The 3,451-nt window shown below is 53.1% G+C and carries 3 protein-coding genes and 1 pseudogene; 2 read left to right on the top strand and 2 right to left on the bottom strand.

Annotation, left to right across the window (positions count from 1 at the left end):
- Positions 1 to 162 precede the first annotated feature (162 nt).
- A pseudogene (locus QZ506_RS11425) lies at positions 163 to 267 on the top strand (DoxX family membrane protein); the annotation flags it as partial.
- 283 nt (positions 268 to 550) lie between these two features.
- Positions 551 to 1,936 carry a cysteine--tRNA ligase gene (gene cysS / locus QZ506_RS11420; RefSeq protein WP_291971168.1) on the top strand — a complete coding sequence of 462 codons (1,386 nt, stop codon included), beginning with the start codon at positions 551 to 553 and terminating at the stop codon, positions 1,934 to 1,936.
- Positions 1,937 to 2,025: 89 nt separating this feature from the next.
- Here cysS and ybcJ read toward each other — a convergent pair whose 3' ends face one another.
- Positions 2,026 to 2,238 carry a ribosome-associated protein YbcJ gene (gene ybcJ / locus QZ506_RS11415; protein WP_291971167.1) on the bottom strand — a complete coding sequence of 71 codons (213 nt, stop codon included), beginning with the start codon at positions 2,236 to 2,238 and terminating at the stop codon, positions 2,026 to 2,028.
- A gap of 85 nt (positions 2,239 to 2,323) precedes the next feature.
- On the bottom strand, positions 2,324 to 3,187 hold the full coding sequence (gene folD, locus QZ506_RS11410; protein ID WP_291971164.1) for a bifunctional methylenetetrahydrofolate dehydrogenase/methenyltetrahydrofolate cyclohydrolase FolD: 864 nt from the start codon (positions 3,185 to 3,187) through the stop codon (positions 2,324 to 2,326).
- Positions 3,188 to 3,451: the final 264 nt, after the last annotated feature.

Genomic DNA, 3,451 nt, shown 5'->3' with positions numbered 1-3,451 from the left:
GAAGAAGGTCGTATGGCTGGCAATCCAGGCGGCATTACAGAAATGGACGATGCCCTTACAGGACTGGCGTATGGCAATGAGTCGCTTTATTATCGAGTTCGGTGACCGCCTTGACGGTCACTTCTGAGGAAAGGCATTTACGCAAAATCTTAAACAGGCTCGGGATTACCGACGTTTATTGCGTATGGTGTCTTTGCGGGTGAAATCGTTGCCTCCATCTTATTGATTCTCGGCATTCTGACACGTCCTTCTGCCTTAGTGGTTGCGCAACTTCTGGCTGCACCAGCGGGAAATACCCCGTGATGAGTAATCCGAATTTGCGCTAACGCTTCTTCGGTTTGCAAGCAGTAACATGAGACCCGGCGCGCCATTGCCGGGTTTCTGTTTTTTTAATCCTTATCAATTATCTTCCTATTACGTTGTCTCAGTCTTGCAATAGCTCGAGGTTCAGGTTTCAATACGCTGCTGGGCTTGCTGAACCCGCCTCAACGGCGGTGTTCCGTTTGCTGCGCATACTCCACTTCTCCCGCGAATATCATGGAATGTTTTGATGTTAAAGATTTTTAATACGCTGAGTCGCCAAAAAGAGGAATTCAAACCCATTCATGCCGGTAACGTGGGCATGTATGTATGCGGCATTACCGTGTATGACCTGTGTCATATCGGTCACGGGCGTACTTTTGTGGCTTTCGATGTGGTTGCCAGGTATTTGCGCTATTTGGGTTACTCGCTCAATTATGTGCGCAATGTAACGGACATCGACGACAAAATCATCAAACGCGCCGCAGAGAATGGAGAAAGCTGCGAACAACTGACCTCGCGTATGATCGCCGAAATGCACGCTGATTTTGATGCGTTGAACATTTTACGTCCCGATCTAGAGCCGTGTGCTACACACCATATCGCCGAAATTATTGAACTGGTGGCGCAACTGATTGCACGCAAACATGCCTATGTGGCAGACAACGGCGATGTGATGTTTTCTGTCGACAGCGCGCCGGGTTACGGCGTGCTTTCTCGCCAGGATCTGGAACAGTTGAAAGCTGGGGCGCGTATTGAGATTGCGGAAGTGAAACGCAATCCGATGGATTTTGTGCTGTGGAAAATGTCGAAACCCGGCGAGTCGCACTGGACATCCCCGTGGGGGGAAGGGCGTCCCGGCTGGCACATCGAATGTTCTGCCATGAACTGCAAACAGCTTGGCGAGCACTTTGATATTCACGGCGGCGGTTCCGATCTGATGTTCCCGCACCATGAGAACGAAATTGCTCAGTCGACCTGCGCCCATGACGGCCCTTACGTCAACTACTGGATGCATTCCGGTATGGTGATGATCGATCGCGAGAAGATGTCTAAATCGCTCAACAATTTCTTCACCGTACGCGATGTACTGAAATATTACGACGCTGAAACCGTGCGTTACTTCCTGATGTCGGGCCATTACCGTAGCCAGTTGAATTACAGTGAAGAGAACCTGAAACAGGCGCGTGCCTCTTTAGAGCGTTTGTACACTGCGTTGCGCGGCACCGATCCGGCGGCGACGGCTCAAGGTGGCGACGCGTTTGAAACGCGCTTCCGCGCGGCGATGGACGATGATTTTAACACGCCAGAGGCTTACTCGGTGCTGTTTGACATGGCACGTGAGGTGAACCGCCTGAAAGCGGAAGATGCGGTGGCGGCGGATGCGCTGGCCGCCGCGTTGCGCCGTTTGGCGGGCATTCTGGGGCTGTTGGAGCAAGACCCGGAATCCTTCCTGCAAAGCGGTTCTCAAGCGGATGGTGATGAAGTGCAAGAGATCGAAGCCCTGATTCAGCAGCGTAATGACGCGCGTCAGGCCAAAGACTGGGCGCTGGCGGATGTAGCGCGTGCGCGCCTGACGGAAATGGGGATTGTGTTAGAAGACGGTCCGCAGGGCACGACATGGCGCCGTAACTAACGCTATTGTTAGTGGTATCGTGTTAAAAATCGCCCGCGACGGTAAACCTTCGCGGGCGATTTTTATTGGATCAGACTACTGGTTGTTGCTTAGGGCACGACATTTACCGATTGCCCGTCAAAGTTGACCCGCTGACCAGCAATGATCTTGCGGCGTTTACGCGTTTCGACCTGGCCGTCAACGCTGACGCCACCGTCAGCAATCGCGGCTTTGGCGGCAGCGCCGCTCTCACTCCAGCCAAGCAGTTTAAGCAGATCGCACAGTTCAACGTGCGGGTGTTTATCGAGATGAAAAGTTTCCATAACATCCTGCTGTAAGAAAGAAAAAGGCGCGCCTGAGCGCGCGATGTTAACGTGATGTTTATGCGTTAACCGTATACCCGTGCTGTTACGCGTTACCGTCGTGGTACTCTTCGCAGGCTTGCAGCGTGTTTTGAATCAGGGTGCCAACGGTCATAGTGCCAACACCGCCGGGCACCGGCGTTATCAGCGACGCGCGCTCCTGTGCGACGGAAAACTCCACGTCGCCCACCACTTTGCCGCTGTCCAGACGATTGATGCCAACATCGATCACGATGGCACCCGGTTTAATCCACTCGCCGGGAATAAAGCATGGCTTGCCAACGGCAACAATCAGCAAGTCGGCCTGCTCAACGTGTTGACGCAGGTTTTTGGTAAAACGGTGGGTCACCGTGGTGGTACAACCTGCCAGCAGTAGTTCCAGACTCATCGGACGGCCAACGATATTGGAGGCACCCACCACCACGGCATTCAAGCCAAACATGTCCACGTTGTAACGTTCCAGCAGCGTGATGATGCCGCGCGGCGTGCAGGCACGCAGTAGCGGGTCGCGCTGGCACAGGCGACCGACGTTGTAAGGGTGGAAGCCGTCCACGTCTTTATCGGGTGCGATGCGCTCGATGACTTTGGTGTTATCAATGCCTTCGGGCAGCGGCAACTGAACCAAAATACCATCAATGCTGTTGTCGGCATTCAGTTCGTCGATCAACGCCAACAGCGCGGCTTCCGTGGTGCTGGAAGGTAAGTCATAAGAGCGAGAGACAAAGCCCACTTCGTCACACACTTTACGTTTGCTCGCGACGTAGATCTGTGAGGCGGGATTATCGCCGACTAACACAACAGCCAGCCCTGGCGTACGCTTGCCTTCTGCCAGGCGCTGCTTGACGCGCGCACAAACTTCATCCTTCACTTGCTGCGCAATCGTTTTACCATCAATAATCTTTGCTGCCATCTCTCTGGAAATCCATCAAATAAAACTACGGGGGATGGCGCTATTTTGTCAGAAGCGACGCGCGCTGTCAGGCACTGTATCAATATAAATTCGTCCGCACCTGACCGCTGTTGGCCTATTATGTGTACTAGCTTAGACCTGATCTGACAGTTACCTATTATTTATACAGGTGTCTGTCAGATTACATCTGGTTCAGATTCTTTTCTGCCCAGATCCGTTTTCCATCGAGTAAAGTGGCCATCGGCGTACGCCCGCAGCACGTTT

This window comes from Candidatus Symbiopectobacterium sp. (genome assembly GCF_020054415.1).
Classification (GTDB): domain Bacteria; phylum Pseudomonadota; class Gammaproteobacteria; order Enterobacterales; family Enterobacteriaceae; genus Symbiopectobacterium.
Note: the sequence above shows the minus strand (reverse complement) of the source record. Positions and strands in the feature narration are given on the sequence as shown.

What these genes read in the sequence shown, in the direction of transcription:
- folD (WP_291971164.1), bottom strand. Translation starts at nt 3,187, where the DNA reads ATGGCAGCAAAGATTATTGATGGTAAAACGATTGCGCAGCAAGTGAAG.
- cysS (WP_291971168.1), top strand. Translation starts at nt 551, where the DNA reads ATGTTAAAGATTTTTAATACGCTGAGTCGCCAAAAAGAGGAATTCAAA.
- ybcJ (WP_291971167.1), bottom strand. Translation starts at nt 2,238, where the DNA reads ATGGAAACTTTTCATCTCGATAAACACCCGCACGTTGAACTGTGCGAT.